This window comes from Pseudomonas sp. 10(2024), assembly GCF_045164175.1.
In the GTDB taxonomy this organism is placed as follows: domain Bacteria; phylum Pseudomonadota; class Gammaproteobacteria; order Pseudomonadales; family Pseudomonadaceae; genus Aquipseudomonas; species Aquipseudomonas alloputida.
In genome coordinates this window covers 1,169,407-1,189,320 of sequence record NZ_CP174006.1, presented here as the reverse complement: position 1 = coordinate 1,189,320, position 19,914 = coordinate 1,169,407, and the positions used below count along the sequence as shown (strand labels likewise).

Below are 19,914 nucleotides of genomic sequence, written 5' to 3'. Positions count from 1 at the left end.
CCAAGAACCGGAAGTTTTAAAAGCTCGTTAACATTTCTGCCAAGGAATCATCACACTTGCGCCTTACAGTCGCGGTTTCTTCCAACTCAGCCAACATAAGGACAACCTGATGAGTCGAGATACCGGCGACAACCTGGACCGGAACCAAAGCGGCAACCTGCCGATGGCCAACGTCATGGACGCCTACCTGAGCCGCCGCAGCGTGATGCGCGGCAGCCTGGGCGCCGCCATCGCCATGATTGCCGGTACCGGCCTGACAGGCTGCTTCGACGGTGGTGGTTCCGATCACGATGATCCGGTCACCGAGCCACCGGTGACCGAACCGCCAGTCACCGAGCCGGAAGTGCCGAAACTGGCACTGGGCTTCCAGTCCATCCCAGGCTCGCGCACCGACGCCTGTGTGGTCGCCGCCGGCTACAGCGCCTACGTGCTGGCGCCCTGGGGTACGCCACTGAACAGCAACGGCAACCCGTGGAAGTCCGACGGCAGCAACACCTCGACCGACCAGGCCAACGCCATGGGCATGCACCACGACGGCATGCACTTCTTCCCCATCAACGGCAGCTCGGAAGACGGCCTGCTGGCAATCAATTTCGAGTACATCGACACCGCAGCCCTGCACCCGGCCGGCCCCACTACCGATGTCAACGGCAAGCGCCCGGTTGAAGAAGTGCGCAAGGAAATCAACGCACACGGTGCGGGCGTCGTACGCCTGCAGAAAATCAACGGCCGTTGGCAGGTGGTCGACAACGACCCGCTGAACCGTCGCTTCACCACCGCTTCACGCATGGAAATCACCGGCCCGCTGCGTGGCACCGACCACGTCAAGACCAAATACTCCACTGCTGGCACCCACTGCCGTGGCACCAACAACAACTGCGGCAACGGCTATACCCCGTGGGGCACCTACCTGACCTGCGAAGAGAACTGGCCGGGCATTTTCGTCAACAAGGGCACCCGCCCCGAGGACCAGCGCCGCATTGGCGTGGGCACTTCCAGCGGCCAGTACAAGTGGGAAAGCGCTGCCGGTGACGCCAGCGAAGTGGACGACGAATTCGCCCGCTTCGACGTTACCGTCAAAGGCGCCAGCGCCACCGACGACTATCGCAACGAAGCCAGCACCTACGGCTACATTGTCGAGATCGACCCGTACAACAGCAGCACCCTGGCCACCAAACGCACCGCGCTGGGCCGCTTCCGCCACGAGGGCTGCGCCCCCGGCCTGCCCGTCGCCGGCAAGCCGCTGGTGTGGTACATGGGTGACGACTCGAACAACGAGTACCTGTACAAGTGGGTGTCCACCGCCGTGTGGGACCCCGCCGACGCCACCCCGGCCGACCGCCTGGCCACCGGCGCCAAGTACCTCGACCAAGGCAAACTCTACGTGGCCCGCTTCAATGCCGACGGCACCGGCGTATGGCTGCTGCTGGACGTGGGCACCGCCACCACAGGTGGCAGCACCCTGGGCGCGCTGTATGGTGACCTGCCGGGCATCATCCTCAACACCCGTGGTGCTGGCGATGCCGTGGGCGCAACGCCGATGGACCGCCCGGAGTGGACCACGGTCAACCCGCTGAACGGCGATGTGTACCTGACCCTGACCAACAACAGTGCACGCACCCCGGACAAGGTCGATGCAGCGAACCCACGCGGCCCGAACCGCCACGGCCACATCATTCGCTGGCACGACAGCGACGACCAGCTGAGCTTTACCTGGGACATCTTCGTGTTCGGCGCCAACGCTGCCGGCACCGCCGACATCAACCGCTCCGGCCTGACCGAACTGAACCAGTTCGCCAGCCCCGACGGCATGAGCTTCGATAGCCGAGGCGTGCTGTGGTTCGAGACCGACAACGGCGAAACCACCTTGACCGACTACACCAACGACCAGTTGCTGGCGGTGATCCCTACTGACCTGGTGGATGCCAGCGGCAAGCAGGTGCCGGTGAACGCACAGAACCAGGTGGACCTGCGGCGCTTCTTTGTCGGGCCAAATGGTTGCGAGGTGACCGGGATTACCTTTACCCCGGACAACAAGACGCTGTTCGTCAACATTCAACACCCGGACAACTGGCCGTATACCGACAAGGCGACCGATGCGACGCCGGCTGGGGCTACCGTACGGCCGCGGGCTTCGACCGTGGTGATCCAGCGTATTGATGGTGGGGAGATCGGGACCGTTTGATAGACCGGGGTACCGGGGCCGCTTTGCGGCCCAATCGCAACGCGAGGCCGCTCTTCGAAGGGATCGAATCCCCCTGAGCCGCCCTTGTGTCGCGATGGGCTGCATAGCAATCCAGCAAAATCTTTCCTTCCACTTCCCCTCGAAACCGCACACACAGTGGCAGTATTCAAGCTACCTGATAAATCTGCCAGTAGACATCCGCCCGCCTGTAGAAAATCATTCGACCACCTACAACTCTGCGGATGACGCATATGCGCTCAACAACGCTACAGTCAAAAAAGAAGCATTTCTTTTTCCAAGGTGACCGATTGGTTTGTGAAGCAAGTGACAGCCCCCGCCACCTGTTGTGGGGCAATGGCAAGGCATTAGCAGAGTTAGAGATCCCCACACAAGCAGGCCAAATTCTACAATCTGACAATGCCAATTCTGCTTTGCGTGGCATTCCTGAAGGCTTGCCACAAAATTATACACCCTATGGTTTTCTCCACACAGTTCCATCATCACAACTTGTCGCATACAGCGGGCAGCGACTTGATAACGTGCTGCACTGTTACGCACTTGGCAATGGACACCGATTCTACAGCCCCACATTAAGACGTTTTCTCCAGCCTGATACTCAGTCTCCATTTCTTAAAGGTGGGCCTAACGGATACAGCTATTGTCAGAACGACCCCATCAATCGGAATGACCCGACTGGACAGTTTTGGGAATGGTTGCGGCTGAAGGTGAGTCAAGGTGTGAGTCAAGGTGTGCGTTGGCTGGCCAATCAGTTGCCAACGCTTTCTGTAGACAGACCACAGTTACCCATCGGCAACAGAAACTCGCAAAATCCAACTCCACGTATCAATTTACATAGAAGGGGACAAACACCGTCACCAGACTCACCCCACATTACCCTACAAGTCGATTACATCGAGGAAGTCGCGCAAATAGGAAACCGAGTCCTTAATAGCTCCGATGAGCTAGCTGAGGTTTCTGGACAAGTAATCACCCGCGCCCAGAATTTTGCCGCAGGGGTTATGGTCGGTACTGCAACACGGCTTGCGACTCAAAGTATTCTTGGCACAACCAATACATATCTCCCTCTTGCCACCGCGCTCTCAACTCAGGTATATCTCGACAGAGGCATCATCTTTGATGTTCTATCAAGCATTCGAAGCGGCACTACTCAAAATCCCCATGCTCCTTATATTCGTTTTAACGACTGAGGACGGTGGCACAAATTGTGCGCGATGGCGTGAGCTTGTGATGCGCTTTGTTCCCAAAAAGTATCGCTACGCAATCAGCTGCACGACGAGTCGAGGAGAAGAAATGATGATCACCTTAAGGATGCCAGCGGCAAGCAGGTGCCGGTCAGCGCGTCCAAATTCAGCACTCGGAGAACTGAAGTGTCGGTCAGTCAACTTTTGCTGGCTGTACCGGCCTCTTCGCGGGCAAGCCCGCTCCTACGGGGGGGCACTGGTTTCAGAACCAGCGTAGGGGCGGATTTGCCCGCTAAGAGGTCAGTGAACGTTACCAGGCTATCGGCTCCCGGCTACGCACCCGCACTTGTTGCGCAGGTACACGGGCATGCCATTGCACCACCCCCAGCGCCTCCACCTGGAATTCGCTGCGCATCACCCGCCCCTCTTCCTCGAACGACAGCTGCAACAGAAAATGACCGCTGTTGAGCAGCAGCCCTTCGCTCAACCGTTCGAACGTTTCGTCATCCACCGCCCCCAGCGCCTGACGCAGTGCAGCCGCGTCCACATACCCCGACGCCGGCCTGCCGCTGACAATGCGGCTTAGCAACGAACGCGAGTAACGCCCTTCATACAGCGCCTCCAGCAGAGGCAGATGCTCCAACCCCAGCGCATTGGCGTTGAGCCGCCAACCCGTGGTCTGGGGCAAGGCGCACAGCATCGGGTAACGCGCCTGGCGGCTGGCGTCCGGCTCCAGCAACAGGTTCAGCTCGCTGGTGTCGAGCATCGGCTGGTTGGCCGCCAGCCGTGGCGGTTGCTGACGCAGGTACTGGGCGCTCTCGGCGCCCTGCAGGCGGGCATCACTGTCGGCATCGAGCCAGTCGGCCAGGGCATCGACCAGGCGCTCGGCCGCCATGTCATTGCCCAGCAAGTAACGCAGCTGGCGCTCGGCGCGTTCGCCGTCGGCGCCGAGCAATGCGTTTACATTGAAGCAGGTGTGCTGGTCGCGTACCTGCAACTGAGCCTGACCAGCGCCAAAATCGTATTTCAGCGGCTGCCCACGCAAGGCTTGCCAGAACAGCGGGCTGAGCCGCCAGGCGGGGTCACGCAGGGCTTGCCCGGCATAGGCCAGGCCGGCCTGCTCCATGGCCCGCACCTGCACCCGCTGGTGTAGCAGCCGCACTTCGTCGACCTGACGTCGGCCATCCTCCACCAGCCAGGCCATGCCCGCCGCCAGCATTGCCAGCACCACCATCACCATCAGCAGGGCCGCACCCCGCTGTTGCCTTCCACCCATCCGTGCGTGCCTCGCTCGCGGAATAAAAACGCCAGTCAACACGCGGGGTGTTTCAGCTAGATGGCAATGCCTGTTCGTCATGTGCACGTCATCTAGGCAAGGCAGGATTGCCCTTCCTTTTCATGACCTTACAGGAGTGGTCGCTATGGGTGGCATTGGAATCTGGCAACTGGTGATCGTACTGCTGATCGTGTTCTTGCTGTTTGGTACCAAACGCCTGAAGGGTCTGGGTAGCGATGTGGGCGAGGCGATCCAGGGTTTTCGCAAGTCCATGGGCGGTGACAATGACGCCAACGCCGCTGGCCAGGCGCAAGTGCAGCTACAGTGCCCGCTGAACGGCCAGGCTGCTCAGCAACCTCAAGCGGACCGCCAGGCCTGATGTTCGAGGTAGGCTTCAGCGAGTTGCTGCTGATCGGCGTCGTCGCGCTGTTGGTGCTGGGCCCCGAGCGCCTACCGGTGGCAGCCCGTACCCTCGGGCGCGGCCTGGGCCAGGCGCGCCGGGCCATGCACGCCTTGCGCACGCAGGTGGAGCGCGAAATCGAGATGCCCAACCTTGACCAGGCACCTCTGCAACGCCTGGAACAGGAGATCCGCCAGGGCATCAGCCTGAACGCGGAACCGGCCAATGATGCGGCCACGGCCGTGCTGCCCAAGGAAAATGCTTCATGAGTGTTGCCATGGACCCTGCCGCGAGCATGCCCCTGACCGAACACCTGCGCGACCTGCGCAAACGCCTGGTGCGTTGCCTGGCGCTGGTGGCATTGGTATTTGCCGGCCTGTTCCCCTTCGCCCAGACGCTGTACACGCTCATATCCGAGCCGCTACGGCGCTTTTTGCCTGAAGGCGCGAGCATGATCGCCACCAGTGTCACCTCGCCCTTTCTGACACCGTTCAAGCTGACCGCGATGTGCGCACTGTTCCTGGCCATGCCGCTGCTGCTGCATCAGGCCTGGGGCTTTCTGGCGCCTGGGCTGTACCGCCGTGAACGGCGCATTGCCCTGCCGCTGCTGGTATCGAGCATCGTGCTGTTCTATGCCGGCATGGCGTTCGCGTTCTTCCTGGTTTTCCCGATGATGTTCGGTTTCTTTGCCAGCGTGACGCCGGACGGCGTGGCGATGATGACCGATATCAGCCAGTACCTGGACTTTATCCTGGCGCTGTTTCTGGCGTTCGGGCTGGCGTTCGAGATCCCGGTGGCGACGTTCATCGTGGTCTGGGCAGGGTTGGCCGATGTGGCCACATTGCGGCGCAGCAGGCCCTACGTGGTCGTCGGGTGCTTTGTGGTGGGGATGATCCTGACACCGCCGGATGTGTTTTCGCAGACGATGCTGGCAGTGCCGATGTGGGTGCTGTTCGAGATGGGGTTGCTGGCTTGTGGAATGTTGAAGCGGCCGGAGCCAGACAAGGAGATTGTGGCTGGATTGTAGGGCCCTTTCGCGGGCACGCCCGCTCCCACAGGGATATCACGGTTCTGAAGATTGTGATATCCCTGTGGGAGCGGGCGTGCCGGCGAATAGCCGTGATGCGTTCTAGAACTCGGCGAGCCGCCAGACTTCATAGGCTGGCGTCTCGTACGGGTGGCTCTGCTTGAGCGCAGCGACGACCTGCACAATCAGCTCGTCAGCCACCACCAGCTCCACCTTCCACTCTTCCACCGCCTCGACCTGGCCCGCTTGCCCGAGGAACGGCTGGCTGCCGTCCAACGGGCGGAACTGGCCCTGGCCAAGGGTTTGCCAGGCGCAGTGGTCATAGTCACCGATGCGCCCGCCGCCAGCAGCGAACACAGCGGCCTTGACCACTTCGACATGGCTGGCGGGGACGAAGAAGGCGAGCTTGTACACGCCTTAGTTCACCCACACCCGCGCGTTGCGGAACATACGCATCAGCGCGGCATCTTCCTGCCACTCGTCCGGGCGCCAGGAGTTCTGCACAGCGCGGAACACACGCTCCGGGTGCGGCATCATGATGGTCACGCGGCCGTCGCGGCTGGTCAGGCCGGTGATACCACGCGGCGAGCCGTTCGGGTTGGCCGGGTAGGCTTCGGTGACCTTGCCGTGGTTGTCGACGTAGCGCAGGGCCACGCAACCGGACACATCGGCTTCCAGCAATGCTTCTTCGCTGGCGAACTCGGCATGGCCTTCGCCGTGGGCGATGGCGATCGGCATGCGCGAACCGGCCATGCCCTGCAGGAAGATCGAGTTGGACTTCTGCACTTCGACCATGGCCACGCGGGCCTCGAACTGCTCGGAACGGTTGCGCACGAAGTGCGGCCAGTACTCGGTGCCCGGGATCAGCTCGTGCAGGTTGGACATCATCTGGCAACCGTTGCACACGCCCAGGGCGAAGCTGTCGGTACGCTCGAAGAAGGCCTGGAAGGCGTCACGGGCACGGGCGTTGAACAGCGCCGACTTGGCCCAGCCTTCGCCAGCGCCCAGCACGTCACCGTACGAGAAGCCGCCACAGGCGACCAGGCCCTTGAAGGCTTCGAAGTCGACACGGCCAGCGAGAATATCGCTCATGTGCACGTCGATGGCGGCGAAGCCGGCGCGGTCGAAGGCAGCAGCCATCTCGACCTGGCCGTTGACGCCCTGCTCGCGCAGGATGGCCACTTGCGGGCGCACGCCCTTCTTGATGTAAGGCGCGGCGATGTCGTCGTTGACGTCGAAGCCCAGCTTCACCGACAGGCCCGGGTTGTCTTCCTCGAGCAGCAGGTCGAACTCCTGGTCAGCGCAGTCGGCGTTGTCGCGCAGGCGCTGGATCTGGTAGCTGGTTTCAGCCCACTGACGCTGCAGCATGCGACGGTCATCGTCGAACAGCACTTCGCCGTTCAGGCTGATGGTCACTTCAGCGTTGTTGACCGGCTTGCCGATCACCGCGACGCACTCTTCACCCAGGCCTGCAGCGCTGAACTGTGCCAGCACGTCCGGGGTAGCATCCTGGCGAACCTGGATCACCGCACCCAGCTCTTCGTTGAAGAGGATGGCCGGCACTTCGCCCTTGCTGTCGGTCAGCGGGTCGAGTTGCAGGTCGAGGCCGCAGTGGCCGGCGAAGGCCATTTCCAGCACGGTGGTGACCAGGCCGCCGTCGGAACGGTCGTGGTAGGCCAGCAGGTGGCCATCGGCGTTCAGGCCCTGGATCACGGCGAAGAAGGCCTTGAGGTCTTCGGCGTCGTCGACGTCCGGTGCCTGGGCCGCGATCTTGCCGTAGGTCTGGGCCAGGATCGAGGCGCCCATGCGGTTCTTGCCGCGGCCCAGGTCGATCAGGATCAGGTCGGTCTCGCCCTTGTCCATGCGCAGTTGCGGGGTCAGGGTCTTGCGGATGTCGGTGACCGGGGCGAAGCCGGTGATGATCAGCGACATCGGCGAGGTGACGCTCTTCTCGATGCCCTCGTCGCTCCACTTGGTCTTCATCGACATCGAGTCTTTGCCGACCGGAATGGTGATGCCCAGCTCCGGGCACAGCTCCATGCCGACAGCCTTCACGGTGTCGTACAGGCGTGCGTCTTCACCTGGATGACCAGCAGCGGACATCCAGTTGGCCGACAGTTTGATGTCGGACAGCTTTTCGATGCGCGAAGCAGCCAGGTTGGTCAGGGTTTCGCCGATGGCCATGCGGCCGGACGCCGGGGCATCCAGCAGCGCCAGCGGCGTACGCTCGCCCATGGCCATGGCTTCACCGGTGTAGACGTCGAAGCTGGTGGCGGTGACGGCGCAGTCAGCCACCGGAACCTGCCACGGGCCGACCATCTGGTCGCGGGCAACCAGGCCGGTGATGGTGCGGTCGCCAATGGTGATCAGGAAGCTCTTGCTGGCCACGGCCGGGTGGTTCAGCACGCGCTGGACGGCGCTGTCCAGGTCCAGCTCGCTCGGGTCGAAGTCATCGCCCAGCTCGGCTTCGCGGGTAACCGAACGGTGCATGCGCGGCGGCTTGCCCAGCAGCACGTCCAGCGGCATGTCCACCGGGGTGTTGCCGAAGTGGCTGTCGCTGACGGTCAGGTGCTGCTCTTCAGTCGCTTCACCCACCACGGCAAACGGGCAACGTTCGCGCTCGCAGATGGCCTTGAAGCGCTCGAAGTCGACCGCGCTGACGGCCAGCACGTAACGCTCTTGCGATTCGTTGCTCCAGATTTCGTGCGGGGCCATGCCCGGCTCGTCGTTGGGCACGTTGCGCAGCTCGAAGCGACCACCGCGGCCACCGTCGTTGACCAGCTCAGGGAAGGCGTTGGAAATACCGCCAGCACCCACGTCGTGGATGAAGGCGATCGGGTTGTCGTCGCCCAGCTGCCAGCAACGGTCGATGACCTCCTGGCAACGGCGCTCCATTTCCGGGTTTTCGCGCTGTACCGAAGCGAAGTCCAGGTCAGCCGAGCTGGCACCGGTAGCCACCGACGAAGCAGCGCCGCCGCCCAGGCCGATCAGCATGGCCGGGCCGCCGAGCACGATCAGCTTGGCGCCGACAGTGATCTCGCCCTTCTGCACGTGGTCTTCACGGATGTTGCCCATACCTCCGGCGAGCATGATCGGCTTGTGGTAGCCGCGCACTTCTTCACCGTGCGGGGTGTTGATGGCTTGCTCGAAGGTACGGAAGTAACCGGTCAGGGCCGGGCGGCCGAATTCGTTGTTGAACGCAGCGCCGCCAAGAGGGCCTTCGATCATGATGTCGAGGGCGTCGACGATACGCTCGGGCTTGCCATAGGCCTGCTCCCAAGGCTGTTCGAAGCCCGGAATGCGCAGGTTGGACACGGTGAAGCCGGTCAGGCCGGCCTTGGGCTTGGCGCCCCGGCCGGTAGCACCTTCGTCGCGGATTTCGCCACCGGAGCCTGTCGAGGCGCCGGAGAACGGCGCGATGGCGGTCGGGTGGTTGTGCGTTTCCACCTTCATCAGGATGTGCACCGGCTCCTGCACCGCGCCGTACTGGCGGGTTTCAGGGTTCGGGAAGAAGCGGCCGGCAACGTTGCCGACGATCACCGAGGCGTTGTCCTTGTACGCCGACAGCACACCTTCGTTGTGCATCTGGTAGGTGTTCTTGATCATGCCGAACAGGCTCTTTTCCTGGGCCTGGCCGTCGATATCCCAACTGGCGTTGAAGATCTTGTGGCGGCAGTGCTCGGAGTTGGCCTGGGCGAACATCATCAGTTCGATGTCGTTCGGGTTGCGCTTGAGGCCCTGGAAGGCGTTGACCAGGTAGTCGATCTCGTCTTCGGCCAGGGCCAGGCCCAGGTCGATGTTGGCCTTGGCCAGGGCGTCGCGACCGCCGGACAGGATGTCCACCGAGGTCATCGGCTTGGGCTGGGCGTGGCTGAACAGGTCTGCAGCCTGCTCCAGCTGGCCGAGCACACGCTGGGTCATGCGGTCGTGCAGTTCGGCGGCGATCAGTTCGGCATCAGCGTCGCTCAGGGTGCCGGCAACGTAGTAGGCGATGCCGCGCTCCAGGCGCTGGATCGACTGCAGGCCGCAGTTGTGGGCGATGTCGCTGGCCTTGCTGGCCCATGGCGAAATGGTGCCCAGGCGCGGTACCACCAGGAACAGACGACCCGTCGGCTCCTGTACCGGCACGCTCGGGCCGTACTTGAGCAGACGGCCCAGCACCTGCTGCTGGTCGGCGGTCAGCTCGCCGTCAACATCGGCGAAGTGGGCAAATTCGGCATACAAACCAGTAACAGCGGGGACTTTCTGGCTCAGTTGCTCGAGTAATTTACCGTGGCGAAAGGCAGAAAGGGCAGGAGCGCCGCGCAGGATCAACATCGTCGGGACAGCCTCAGGAAGGGGTGTGCTTAGAGGCCGTGCATTCTAGCCTAATTCGATGGCTTTCGGCACCTGCTCTAAGCCACGCCTGCCGGGCGGCGGAACCGGACTTCGGGGTCAGTTTTCAGAGGCGTCCGGCTTGAGACGAGATCGAGCGGCACCGGGTGTCCGGCTCGACACATTCAGCGCCAGGGAGATCGAGCGCCGCAGGTGTCCGCCTCAAGACATTCAGCGCCTGTGAGATCGAGCGCCGCCCGCGCGGCGCTTCGCGGGTAAACCCGCTCCTACGTTTGTTTCGGGCCAATTATGCCTGTGGGATTCGCGCGCGAACGCCTTGGTGCCTATCTCGATATCGCGTCGTACCAACAAGGCGGTCGCGCGCGCCAGGCACAGGATGGACTGGCCCGAAACAAACGTAGGAGCGGGTTTACCCGCGAAGCGCCGCGCGGGCGGCGCTCGATCTCATAGGCGCTGAATATCTTAAGGCGGACACCTGGCGGCGCTCGATCTCACAGGCGCTGAATATCTCAAGCCGGCCACCTGGTAGCCCTGATGCAATCCCCCCTCTCCCCAACCACACAACCCGCTACCAGACAAGCTAACAGTTGTCGAGATATGGTTGGGCCAGTCCTTTGCGTATACTGCAACCTATGTTCGCCCACACTGATTTGCGCCAGCGTTGCGCCAAATGGCTTCTCGCAACCGGACTCTTTCTGCTGCTAGGTGCCTGCGTTGAAAAACCCAGCACCCTCGAGCGCGTGAAGGAGGATGGCGTGCTGCGCGTGATCACACGCAACAGCCCGGCAACCTACTTCCAGGACCGTAACGGCGAAACCGGCTTCGAGTACGAACTGGTCCAGCATTTCGCCGACGATCTCGGCGTAAAGCTGCAGATCGAGACCGCCGACAATCTGGACGAGCTGTACGACGCCCTCGCCAAGCCATCCGGCCCGGTACTGGCTGCCGCCGGCCTGGTCAGCAGTGAGCGGCGCAAAACCCAGGTGAGATACTCCCATCCCTATCTGGAGGTGACCCCGCAGGTCATCTACCGCAACGGCCGCCCGCGCCCCACCGGCGCCAAGGGTTTGGTCGGCAAGAAGATCATGGTGCTCAAGGGCAGCAGCCATGCTGATCAGCTGGCCGAGCTGAAAAAGCAGTACCCGGCCTTGCAATATGAGGAATCCGACGCCGTCGAAGTGGTCGACCTGCTGCGCATGGTGGACGAAGGTCAGATCGACTTGACCCTGGTGGACTCCAACGAACTGGCGATGAACCAGGTGTATTTCCCCAACGTGCGGGTCGCCTTCGATCTGGGCGAAACCCGTGACCAGCGCTGGGCAGTGGCAGCAGGCGAAGACAACAGCCTGCTCAACGAAATCAACGAGTATCTCGACAAGGCACAGAAAAACGGCACCCTTCAGCGCTTGAAGGACCGCTACTACGGCCATGTCGACGTACTTGGCTATGTCGGCGCCTACACCTTCGCCCAGCACCTGCAACAGCGCCTGCCCAAGTACGAGAAGCACTTCAAGAGCTACGCCAAGGTCGAGCAGGTCGACTGGCGCCTGCTGGCAGCCATCGGCTACCAGGAATCGATGTGGCAGCCGGAAGTCACCTCCAAGACCGGCGTGCGCGGCCTGATGATGCTGACCCAGCGCACCGCCCAGGCCATGGGTGTGTCCAACCGCCTGGACCCGAGGCAGAGCATCCAGGGCGGCGCCAAGTACTTCATGAAGATCAAGGAAGAGCTTGACGACAGCATCAAGGAGCCGGACCGCACCTGGTTCGCCCTTGCCGCCTACAATGTCGGTGGCGGCCACCTGGAAGACGCCCGCACCCTGGCCAAGCGCGAGAAGCTCAACCCGAACAAGTGGCTGGACGTGAAGAAGATGCTGCCGCGGCTGGCTCAGAAGCAGTGGTACCGGCAGACCAAGTACGGCTATGCCCGTGGGGGCGAACCGGTGCATTTCGTGGCCAACATCCGCCGTTACTACGACATCCTCACCTGGGTGACCCAGCCGCAGCTCGAAGGCCAGGTGGCCGAGGGCAACCTGCATGTGCCCGGGGTCAACAAGGACAAGCCAGCGGATAAGTCGTCGCCGATGTAAGCCAGCAGGCCTCTTCGCGGGCACGCCCGCGCTTACAAGATTTGCGCAGAACCTGTAGGAGCGGGCTTGCCCGCGAAGAGGCCGGTGCAGCTCAAGCCTTGGCCCGGCGGGCCTTGAAGAAGTCGCTGAGGATCTGCCCGCACTCTTGCGCCAGCACCCCGCCCTCCACCATCACCCGGTGGTTGAGAAAGCCTTGGCCAAAGAACTGCCCCTGGCTCTGCACGATCCCCGCCTTGGGTTCCAGCGCGCCAAACACCACGCGCATCACCCGCGAATGCACGATCAGCCCCGCACACATGCTGCACGGTTCCAGGGTCACATACAGGGTGCTGCCGGGTAGCCGGTAGTTGCTTGCCGACCTGGCTGCCGCCCTGATCGCCACCATCTCGGCATGCGCGCTGGGGTCGCTGTCGATGATCGGCCGGTTGAAACCCTGGCCGATCACCTGCCCATGCTGCACCAGCACCGCCCCCACTGGCACCTCGCCCAACGCCGCGCCTTCGGCGGCCAAGGCCAGCGCCAGACGCATGAATTCCTGATCGCGACTGCGATCGATGATCTGCGGGCGCATCAGACCACCGCGATCGCGGCCATCAGGCCGGTTTCCATGTGGTCGATGACGTGGCAGTGAAACATCCAGGTCCCAGGGTTATCCGCCACCAGTGCTACCTGGGCGCGCTCATTCTTGCCCAGCAAGTAGGTGTCGGTGAACCACGGCTCCTTGATGTCGTGACGGTTGGAGGCGATCACCTTGAAGCTCATGCCATGCAAGTGGATCGGGTGCTGGTACTGGGTCATGTTCTTAAGCTCGAAGATGTAGCTCTTGCCCTTCTGCAACGTGGCGATGGGGCGGTCGGCGCAGGTCTTGTCGGTAATATCCCAGGCCTGGCCGTTGATCTGCCACATGCTCGACGGTTTGGCCGGATCAGGGGTGACAGAGACGCTGGCCGCCCACTCGAAATTGAAGTTCAGCTTTTCGGCATTCTCCAGGTCCGGCTCGGCGATCGGATTGGGCGGCAGCGCGGGCGGCCAGTCACTCGGCGCGTCGTTGCTGGCCACCGAACGCAGGGTGCCCAGGCGCACGAAACCGTCGCGCAGGGAGATTTCCTCACCCGCCTCGGGAATGCGGATGGCCAGGCAGATACGCATGCCCGGGCCTAGCCAGTACTCATCCAGCGCACGCGGGGTCACTGGGTTGCCATCGAGGGCATAGATTCTCGCCTCGCAGTTGCCCTTGAGGTTGAGGCGGTAGGTCCAGGTATTGTCCAGGTTCAGCAGGCGCACCCGCACCACCTGGCCGGCCGGCAGCTCGGTGATCGAGTCGGCCTGGCCATTGATGGTGATCAACCGCCCGGCAGTGCCGTTGCGCGCGGCCTCGCGCGGGATGCTGAAAGGCAGCCATGCACCCTGTTCGTCCACATGCCAGTTCTTCAGGCTCAGCGTACGCTCATGCTGGAACCCGGTGGGTTCACGTTCCTCGACGATCAGCGGCCCGACCAGACCGCGGCCCAGCTCCTCGGAACTGCTGACATGGGGGTGATACCAATAGCTGCCGGCGTCCGGCACGCGGAATTTGTAATCGAAGTATTCACCAGGCTTGACCGGCAATTGCGAAACGTATGGCACACCATCCATCTCCAGCGGCAGGCGGATGCCGTGCCAGTGGATGGTGGTTTCGACCGGCAGGTGATTGATGAAACGCACCCGCAACCAGGTGCCTTGGCGCACCCGCAGTTCGGTGCCAGGTGCCGACGGGCCGAAGGCCCAGGCTTCGGTCTTGAAACCCGGCACCAGCTCCACTTCCAGTGGGGCGGCAATCAGCTCGTAGTCGTGCCCGGCATTCTCGTCCTCGACCTTGCCCAGCCAGTAGCGCGCCGCGCCCCCGGCGCCCAGGCCTACCACAACCAGACCAGTAAGGCCTTTGAGCATTTGTCGACGGGTAAAGGACATCGGTGCGGGTACCTCGTTTCTGCGCAATCAGTCTGCCAGCAGGGGCTGGCGATGAAGGGCGAATACGATACACCTGCATTTGCGAAATATTAAGTGAAGTCTTGTCGCACGACCGGTTAGCGGCCGCGATCGCCAGTGGCAACCCGCTCCCCCTTCGGTACCAACCCAACGCCCCGGGGCTGACTTGCCGAATTCAGGGTGGGCTGCTTAAGTCTAAAAACGGGGTGCGCAGGTGCTGGCCTTTTGCCCGCCTATCGCTTCAGACAAGACGCCGGCTCTGTGAATGCGAAGGTAGACACCATGTGGCTCAGGAATTCATTACTGCATATCTCGCTCCTGCTCGCTGCAGGCCTGCTGCTGGCACCGAAGATCATCCTGATCGAGTTTTTCTCCCATCGATGGGTGGAGACCGGTGTTTTCGACATTGCCCTGTACTTGCTTCAAGACGTGCTGTTAGTGGTTGCCCTCTATGTGATTGCCGCCAACACCATTACCAGAAACAAATTCAACTTCTATCTGTTGAGCATCGCCTCAGGCGCCTTGCTGCTGTTCCTGCTGGTGGACATGCGTGTTCGGGAGCTATGGCTGAAGCCTCTGGACTGGCAACTGATAAGCTACAGCCTGCAAAACGCAAGCAACCTGACCTCCGGGGCCGAGGTGTTTCTCACGCAATCTGCCGGTTTCGGGCACACATTCAGGTTCATTGTCTTTGTGCTTTTTCTGGCTTACCTGGCGACCTGGTCTTTCGCTGGGCTGGCAACCTGCATCGCTTATAAAGAACAGCGCACCCGCACAGTAAAGAAAAGACAACACCTCTGGGCATCACTGCTGGTGATCGGCGCCCTGCTCTTCGGCTCCATCCATGCCAAAGACGCGCGCTATCACCTGAACGAAAACATTGTCATCAGCCCACTGGTCACAACACTCAGAAACACCACTTCCTTGACCGCAGCGCCGCATAGACCGTCGCTGCCATTCGAACAACCCGCCTACCCGCTGGCCAGCGTCAACGAAATCCAAAAACTTCAATCTCACCCCACGCCAGACTTCAAGAACCTGGTCTTCATCGTTCTGGAGTCAGTGCGCTGGAACAGCGTGTTTGCTCCCGACATCAAAACCGCCGAGCGGTACCCCACCTTCGATAAGCTCGCTCGGGAGGGCATGCTCTTCAAATCGTACGTCTCAGTGCCTCACTCGTCCAAAGGCTACCACGCGATCCTGACGGGGCTGCATGCCTACCCTGATATTGAAATCAAAGAAGCCATGTACCTGCTACAACCCAGTGTCATCCATGAGCTGAAGAACAGGAAAAACATGGAAGCCGTCGCCTTCAGCTCGCTGTACCTGCAGTTCGAAAACATGGAGGGCTTCCTGAAATCCATCGGTGTGTCGAATGCTTACGGAATTTCGGAGCTCATCCCCGCCGAGAACCGCTCACAAAACGCCAGCAGCTTCGGTGAAAGTGATGAACAGCTGTTTTCGTCCAGCATCGCTTACCTGGAAAACATCAAAAAGAATGGCAAGGGTTTCATCGCGCTCTATTTCCCAAGCGCAGCCCACTACCCCTACCAATGCAGCCAAGGGCCCCCATTACAGAGCGAGCTGGAAAAGTATGAAGACTGCATAGCCAAGACAGACAGCGTGCTGGGTGAAATGCTGACATCCTTCGACAAGCAAGGCCTTCTGGACTCGACATTATTCGTACTCGTGGGTGACCACGGTGAGTCATTTGGTGAGCACGGTCTGTTCATTCACAACGCGTCCATGCACGAAGAAGAAGTGAGCGTCCCCCTGATTTTCTGGAGTAATGGAAAGTCACTGCCCAAACCCGCCTCAACCACCAGTCACCAGATCGATATTACGCCCACGGTTGCCGATTTTTTTGATGTGACCGAATCCCCCCTCTCTGTACAAGGCATCAGCTTGTTGAGGGAACAGGGGAAACGCACATTCTTCATGTCCACGTTCTTTGACCAACTGGCGTCAGCCTTGGTGGAGCACCCGTACAAATACATATACGAATTCAGTTCGGACACCCTGACTAAATACAATCTTGAGGATGACCCGCAGGAAAAGCACCCGCAACGCGTGGAGGGTGACGAGTTCATCGCAGTGAGGAGCAGGCTGCTTTCCTATAACGCCTACCAGAAAGCGCTATTTGCCAGAAAGCCAGAAGAATAAGCAATCTGAACGAGCAAGAACCAGAAAGCCCGCAATCATGCGGGCTTTCTGGTGTATCCGTCCTGCGGGTACCAGCCTGGGCTGGCTACCCAATCATTCCCACTCGATAGTGGCAGGCGGCTTGCTCGACACGTCGTAGGTAACGCGCGAGATACCCTCGATTTCGTTGATGATACGACCGCTGACAGTTTCCAGCAGCTCGTACGGCAGGTGTGCCCAACGCGCGGTCATGAAGTCCACGGTCTCGACGGCACGCAGGGCCACGACCCAGGCGTAGCGACGGCCGTCGCCGACGACGCCGACCGACTTGACCGGCTGGAACACCACGAACGCCTGGCTGGTCTTGTGGTACCAGTCGGCCTTGCGCAGCTCTTCAATGAAGATGTGGTCGGCGCGACGCAGGATGTCGGCGTATTCCTTCTTCACTTCGCCGAGGATACGTACGCCCAGGCCCGGGCCCGGGAACGGGTGGCGGTAGACCATGTCGTACGGCAGGCCCAGCTCCAGGCCGATCTTGCGCACTTCGTCCTTGAACAGTTCACGCAGCGGTTCGACCAGCTTGAGGTTCATTTCCTCCGGCAGGCCGCCGACGTTGTGGTGCGACTTGATCACGTGGGCCTTGCCGCTCTTGGCGCCAGCCGACTCGATCACGTCCGGGTAGATGGTGCCCTGGGCGAGGAACTGGATGTTTTCCAGCTTGCTGGCTTCGGCATCGAACACGTCGATGAAGGTGCGGCCGATGATCTTGCGCTTCTTCTCCGGGTCGGCTTCGCCGGCCAGGTTGTCGAGGAACTGCTTTTCAGCGTCGGCGCGGATCACCTTGACGCCCATGTTCTCTTTGAACATGGCCATCACCTGGTCGCCTTCGTGCAGGCGCAGCAGGCCGTTGTCGACGAATACGCAGGTCAGCTGGTCGCCGATGGCGCGGTGCAGCAGCGCGGCAACCACCGAGCTGTCGACGCCGCCGGACAGGCCCAGCAGGACGTTGGCCGAACCGACTTGCGCACGCACCTGGGCGATGGCGTCTTCGACGATGTTGGACGCCGTCCACAGGGCTTCACAGCCGCAGATGTCCTGCACGAAGCGGGACAGGATGCGACCACCTTGCTTGGTGTGGGTCACTTCGGGGTGGAACTGCACGCCGTAGTAGCCGCGGACGTCGTCGTACATGCCGGCGATCGGGCAGCTTGGGGTGCTGGCCAGAATGTTGAAGTTGCCAGGCATCTGGGTGACCTTGTCACCGTGGCTCATCCACACGTCCAGGCCCAGCACGCCATCGTCATCAACGTGGTCTTCGATGCCGTCGAGCAGGCGGCTCTTGCCGACAACGTCCACGCGGGCATAGCCGAACTCACGCAGGTCGGAACCTTCTACCTTGCCGCCCATCTGCTCGGCCATGGTCTGCATGCCGTAGCAGATACCCAGCACAGGCACATTCAGGTCAAACACGGCCTGCGGAGCGCGCGGGCTGTTGGCTTCGTGGACCGACTCGGGGCCGCCGGCGAGGATGATGCCGCGCGGGTTGAATTCGCGGATCGCTTCATCGTCCATGTCGAACGGGTGCAGTTCGCAGTACACGCCGATTTCGCGCACGCGGCGGGCGATCAGCTGGGTGTACTGGGAACCGAAATCGAGGATCAGGATGCGGTGAGCGTGAATGTCGAGGGCCATGACTCAATCTCGTCAGTGGAAATCGGAAACGACGCGGGGCTGTCATGACAGCCCCGCTTTATGTTGTAGCTTGAAGCCTCAGCCTACGCGGTAGTTAGGGGCTTCTTTGGTGATTTGCACGTCGTGCACGTGGGACTCGGCCATGCCGGCACCGGTGATGCGCACGAACTCCGGCTTGGTGCGCATTTCTTCGATGGTTGCGCTGCCGGTGTAGCCCATGGACGAACGCAGGCCGCCCATCAGCTGGTGGATGATCGCGGCCAGGGCGCCTTTGTAAGGAACGCGGCCTTCGATGCCTTCCGGTACCAGCTTCTCGGCGCCGGCCGAGGAGTCCTGGAAGTAACGGTCGGACGAGCCTTGCGCCTGTGCCATGGCACCCAGCGAGCCCATGCCGCGGTAGGCCTTGTAGGAACGGCCCTGGAACAGCTCGACTTCACCCGGGGCCTCTTCGGTACCGGCGAACATCGAACCCATCATCACGCAGGAAGCACCGGCAACGATGGCCTTGGACAGGTCACCGGAGAAGCGGATACCGCCGTCAGCGATCAGTGGCACGCCAGTGCCTTCCAGTGCTGCGGCGACGTTGGCGATGGCGCTGATTTGCGGCACGCCGACACCGGCAACGATACGAGTGGTGCAGATAGAGCCAGGGCCGATACCAACCTTGACCGCATCGGCACCCGCTTCGGCCAGGGCCTTGGCGGCAGCGCCGGTGGCGATGTTGCCGCCGATCACCTGCACTTGCGGGTAGGTTTCTTTCACCCAGCGTACGCGGTCGATCACACCTTTGGAGTGGCCGTGGGCAGTGTCGACGACGACGACATCAACGCCAGCCGCCACCAGCGCCGCAACGCGCTCGCCGGTGTCCTTGCCGGTGCCGACGGCGGCGCCGACGCGCAGGCGACCCTGGTCGTCCTTGCTGGCCAGCGGGTAAGCCTTGGCCTTTTCGATGTCCTTGACGGTCATCATGCCCTTGAGGTTGAACTTGTCGTCAACGATCAGGACTTTTTCCAGGCGATGCTTGTGCAGCAGCTCGCGAACTTCGTTCTTGTCGGCGCCTTCGCGGACGGTGACCAGGCGCTCTTTCGGCGTCATCACGTCGCGAACCTTGGCGTCCAGGCGATTTTCGAAGCGCACGTCACGGGAGGTGACGATGCCGACCAGGTCGCCATTGGCCAGTACCGGCACGCCGGAGATGTTGTTCAGGCGGGTCAGCTCGAACAGGTCGCGCACAGTGGCATCGGCGTCGATGGTGATCGGGTCCTTGACCACGCCAGCCTCGAACTTCTTGACCTTGCGCACTTCGCCGGCCTGTTGTTCGATGGTCATGTTCTTGTGGATGATGCCGATACCGCCTTCCTGAGCCATGGCAATGGCCAGACGCGCTTCGGTCACGGTATCCATGGCAGCGGAAACCAGCGGAATGTTCAGCTCGATGCCACGGGTCAAACGGGTCTTGAGACTGACTTCATTGGGCAGTACCTCGGAATAGCCAGGTACAAGGAGGATATCGTCGAAGGTCAGGGCTTCTTGGCTGATACGCAGCATCGCGGGGGCTCCCGGGCGGGAAAAATGGAAGCGCGCCATTATACTCATG

14 protein-coding genes are annotated in these 19,914 nt (G+C 61.6%); 7 read left to right on the top strand and 7 right to left on the bottom strand.

Translation table 11 applies throughout. The features are described 5' to 3' along the window. Positions 1–109: 109 nt before the first annotated feature. Both ACI7M0_RS05340 and ACI7M0_RS05335 read left to right on the top strand, forming a co-directional pair. Positions 110–2,185 carry a PhoX family phosphatase gene (locus tag ACI7M0_RS05340; protein ID WP_129932358.1) on the top strand — a complete coding sequence of 692 codons (2,076 nt, stop codon included), beginning with the start codon at positions 110–112 and terminating at the stop codon, positions 2,183–2,185. A gap of 251 nt (positions 2,186–2,436) precedes the next feature. Next, on the top strand, positions 2,437–3,393 hold the full coding sequence (locus ACI7M0_RS05335) for an RHS repeat-associated core domain-containing protein (RefSeq protein WP_256658190.1): 957 nt from the start codon (positions 2,437–2,439) through the stop codon (positions 3,391–3,393). A gap of 304 nt (positions 3,394–3,697) precedes the next feature. Here the strand turns inward: ACI7M0_RS05335 and gspK are convergent, their stop codons facing one another. Next, positions 3,698–4,663, bottom strand: coding sequence for a type II secretion system minor pseudopilin GspK (gene gspK / locus ACI7M0_RS05330; protein ID WP_129932359.1), 966 nt, complete (start codon positions 4,661–4,663; stop codon positions 3,698–3,700). A gap of 145 nt (positions 4,664–4,808) precedes the next feature. On the opposite strand from gspK, the gene tatA reads away from it, so the two are divergent. From tatA to tatC, 3 genes are read left to right on the top strand one after another with little or no spacing between them, the layout of a single operon-like run. Continuing rightward, entirely contained in the window at positions 4,809–5,042 is a 234-nt protein-coding gene (tatA, locus tag ACI7M0_RS05325) for a twin-arginine translocase TatA/TatE family subunit (protein ID WP_129932360.1), read from the top strand. Beyond that, positions 5,042–5,332, top strand: a complete 291-nt coding sequence (gene tatB / locus ACI7M0_RS05320) for a Sec-independent protein translocase protein TatB (protein WP_003255013.1) — start codon at positions 5,042–5,044, stop codon at positions 5,330–5,332. The genes tatA and tatB overlap by 1 nt, the downstream gene beginning before the upstream one ends. Then, on the top strand, positions 5,329–6,090 hold the full coding sequence (gene tatC, locus ACI7M0_RS05315) for a twin-arginine translocase subunit TatC (protein ID WP_020193221.1): 762 nt from the start codon (positions 5,329–5,331) through the stop codon (positions 6,088–6,090). The genes tatB and tatC overlap by 4 nt, the downstream gene beginning before the upstream one ends. A gap of 102 nt (positions 6,091–6,192) precedes the next feature. On the opposite strand, the gene ACI7M0_RS05310 is transcribed toward tatC, so the two are convergent. Both ACI7M0_RS05310 and purL read right to left on the bottom strand, forming a co-directional pair. Further along, positions 6,193–6,504, bottom strand: coding sequence for a YqfO family protein (locus ACI7M0_RS05310; RefSeq protein ID WP_010952215.1), 312 nt, complete (start codon positions 6,502–6,504; stop codon positions 6,193–6,195). A gap of 3 nt (positions 6,505–6,507) precedes the next feature. Further along, positions 6,508–10,407 (bottom strand): phosphoribosylformylglycinamidine synthase, encoded by a 3,900-nt coding sequence (gene purL / locus ACI7M0_RS05305; protein ID WP_129932361.1) that lies wholly within the window; start codon positions 10,405–10,407, stop codon positions 6,508–6,510. A 650-nt stretch (positions 10,408–11,057) separates the two neighbouring features. On the opposite strand from purL, the gene mltF reads away from it, so the two are divergent. Beyond that, positions 11,058–12,515, top strand: coding sequence for a membrane-bound lytic murein transglycosylase MltF (gene mltF / locus ACI7M0_RS05300; protein WP_129933835.1), 1,458 nt, complete (start codon positions 11,058–11,060; stop codon positions 12,513–12,515). A gap of 91 nt (positions 12,516–12,606) precedes the next feature. On the opposite strand, the gene tadA is transcribed toward mltF, so the two are convergent. After that, complete coding sequence (tadA, locus tag ACI7M0_RS05295; protein ID WP_012051365.1) at positions 12,607–13,086, bottom strand: tRNA adenosine(34) deaminase TadA; 480 nt, start codon at positions 13,084–13,086, stop codon at positions 12,607–12,609. Continuing rightward, entirely contained in the window at positions 13,086–14,465 is a 1,380-nt protein-coding gene (locus ACI7M0_RS05290) for a multicopper oxidase family protein (protein WP_020193354.1), read from the bottom strand. Before ACI7M0_RS05290 ends, tadA begins: the two co-directional genes overlap by 1 nt. Before the next feature lie 300 nt (positions 14,466–14,765). Between ACI7M0_RS05290 and ACI7M0_RS05285 the strand changes: the two genes are divergently transcribed. Next, positions 14,766–16,646, top strand: a complete 1,881-nt coding sequence (locus ACI7M0_RS05285) for an LTA synthase family protein (RefSeq protein WP_129933843.1) — start codon at positions 14,766–14,768, stop codon at positions 16,644–16,646. Positions 16,647–16,739: 93 nt separating this feature from the next. On the opposite strand, the gene guaA is transcribed toward ACI7M0_RS05285, so the two are convergent. Beyond that, positions 16,740–18,317, bottom strand: coding sequence for a glutamine-hydrolyzing GMP synthase (guaA, locus tag ACI7M0_RS05280; RefSeq protein ID WP_129933837.1), 1,578 nt, complete (start codon positions 18,315–18,317; stop codon positions 16,740–16,742). 78 nt (positions 18,318–18,395) lie between these two features. Continuing rightward, positions 18,396–19,865, bottom strand: coding sequence for an IMP dehydrogenase (gene guaB, locus ACI7M0_RS05275; RefSeq protein ID WP_003255025.1), 1,470 nt, complete (start codon positions 19,863–19,865; stop codon positions 18,396–18,398). Positions 19,866–19,914 lie beyond the last annotated feature (49 nt).

Excerpts from the sequence above, each read along its gene's own strand:
- mltF (WP_129933835.1), top strand. The coding sequence starts at position 11,058 with ATGTTCGCCCACACTGATTTGCGCCAGCGTTGCGCCAAATGGCTTCTC.
- purL (WP_129932361.1), bottom strand. The coding sequence starts at position 10,407 with ATGTTGATCCTGCGCGGCGCTCCTGCCCTTTCTGCCTTTCGCCACGGT.
- ACI7M0_RS05285 (WP_129933843.1), top strand. The coding sequence starts at position 14,766 with ATGTGGCTCAGGAATTCATTACTGCATATCTCGCTCCTGCTCGCTGCA.
- tadA (WP_012051365.1), bottom strand. The coding sequence starts at position 13,086 with ATGCGCCCGCAGATCATCGATCGCAGTCGCGATCAGGAATTCATGCGT.
- tatC (WP_020193221.1), top strand. The coding sequence starts at position 5,329 with ATGAGTGTTGCCATGGACCCTGCCGCGAGCATGCCCCTGACCGAACAC.
- ACI7M0_RS05340 (WP_129932358.1), top strand. The coding sequence starts at position 110 with ATGAGTCGAGATACCGGCGACAACCTGGACCGGAACCAAAGCGGCAAC.
- tatA (WP_129932360.1), top strand. The coding sequence starts at position 4,809 with ATGGGTGGCATTGGAATCTGGCAACTGGTGATCGTACTGCTGATCGTG.
- ACI7M0_RS05335 (WP_256658190.1), top strand. The coding sequence starts at position 2,437 with ATGCGCTCAACAACGCTACAGTCAAAAAAGAAGCATTTCTTTTTCCAA.
- guaA (WP_129933837.1), bottom strand. The coding sequence starts at position 18,317 with ATGGCCCTCGACATTCACGCTCACCGCATCCTGATCCTCGATTTCGGT.
- tatB (WP_003255013.1), top strand. The coding sequence starts at position 5,042 with ATGTTCGAGGTAGGCTTCAGCGAGTTGCTGCTGATCGGCGTCGTCGCG.
- guaB (WP_003255025.1), bottom strand. The coding sequence starts at position 19,865 with ATGCTGCGTATCAGCCAAGAAGCCCTGACCTTCGACGATATCCTCCTT.
- ACI7M0_RS05290 (WP_020193354.1), bottom strand. The coding sequence starts at position 14,465 with ATGTCCTTTACCCGTCGACAAATGCTCAAAGGCCTTACTGGTCTGGTT.
- gspK (WP_129932359.1), bottom strand. The coding sequence starts at position 4,663 with ATGGGTGGAAGGCAACAGCGGGGTGCGGCCCTGCTGATGGTGATGGTG.